The organism is Roseateles sp. P5_B10, from assembly GCF_056400485.1.
The window spans coordinates 1-1,202 of sequence record NZ_JBFULE010001184.1; the positions used below are offsets into that span (position 1 = coordinate 1).

At 63.4% G+C, this 1,202-nt stretch carries 3 protein-coding genes; all 3 read right to left on the minus strand.

The annotated features are described in order from the left end of the window. A partial coding sequence (locus tag AC1DU6_RS31940; RefSeq protein WP_477862218.1) for a beta-propeller fold lactonase family protein occupies positions 1–271 on the minus strand: 271 nt, incomplete at its 3' end. 83 nt (positions 272–354) lie between these two features. Beyond that, complete coding sequence (locus AC1DU6_RS31945; protein WP_457390478.1) at positions 355–648, minus strand: type II toxin-antitoxin system RelE/ParE family toxin; 294 nt, start codon at positions 646–648, stop codon at positions 355–357. Continuing rightward, positions 649–915 (minus strand): type II toxin-antitoxin system ParD family antitoxin, encoded by a 267-nt coding sequence (locus tag AC1DU6_RS31950; protein WP_457326617.1) that lies wholly within the window; start codon positions 913–915, stop codon positions 649–651. Between the last annotated feature and the right edge of the window lie 287 nt (positions 916–1,202).

Here is a 1,202-nt window from a genome sequence, read left to right on the forward strand (position 1 = left end):
CGGCAACTTCCTCTTTCCAGGACCCATCAGCGGCGCGGCCGGCTGCGACCGAGTAGACAACGGGCTTGCTCGGATGCGTGGTGAGGAAGCCCGGGTTGCCGATGGCGGCGGCCAGCAGCGGCGGGGACAGCGCGCCGGTGATCTCGTCAAGGGTGGAGACGTAGATGCCTTTGCTCTCGCCGCCGGTGTCGGTGCCGACATAGACCAGCGTCTGGGCCGCGATGGCCATGGGCAGCAGTGAGGGGATCAATGCAAGGGCGAGTTTTTTCATGCGGGGGGAGTTTGGCCGGGGCAGGCCGTGTTGCCCCGTCCGGTGCTCAGGCGGCAGCGTCTGGAGTTGCAGTGCGCCAGAGCCTATAGCTCGAAGCTTGCGTCAATGTCGCGTGATCCGTGTAAAACGCGAACGACATCAATACCGTCTGGCAAGGGCTGGAAGAACACCACGTATCGCCCGAACGCGAGGCTGCGAATTCCGGGTGCCAGTTCACCCCTATTGCGTCCCATCGTGGGTTGCGTAGCCCAGAGAGAAAGTTTCTCGTCCAGGCCATCCACCCAGCGATCAGCCTCAGCGAGGCTGTCTTCGGCGATGTAGCCCCAGATCTCGAGGATGTCGGCCTCTGCCAACGGCCGCCGAGTGACGCGCGCCATCTACTCCGCCGTCGACTTGGTCGTGCGGCGGGCACGGGCTTTCGCCTTCACGGCGGTAGCGTCCCATTGCTCGCTGGGACCACTGTCGAGGCCCTTGCGAACCTCGCGGCGCAGTTCATCAAACTTGACCTGCCGAAGGCGGTCCTGCTCGTCCATCAGCCGAAGTGCCTCGCGCACGACCTCGCTGGCTGATGAGTACATGCCCGAGTCGACCTTCGCGCGGACAAGTTCCTCAAGCTGCGGTGTGAGGTTCACGTTCATGCCCATGACTTGGTCCTCTCAGAGAAGGGAGGAATTTATCAGAAAGTGTCAAAGATTGACATCGCGCTTGCAGTGACGCTGCGCACAGGTGAGTGCGGAATCAGCCGCCGGGCTTGTTTGCACGAGCGACCGAAACAAGCAGCTTTGGCCGCCGCTCAGGCAGCGGCTTGCGCGTCGGCCTTCAGCCCAAACTGCATCGCCGCCAACTTCGCATACAGCCCGCCGCGCGCTACCAGCTCATCATGCCGGCCGATGTCGACGATGCGCCCGGCGTCCAGCACGACGATGCGATC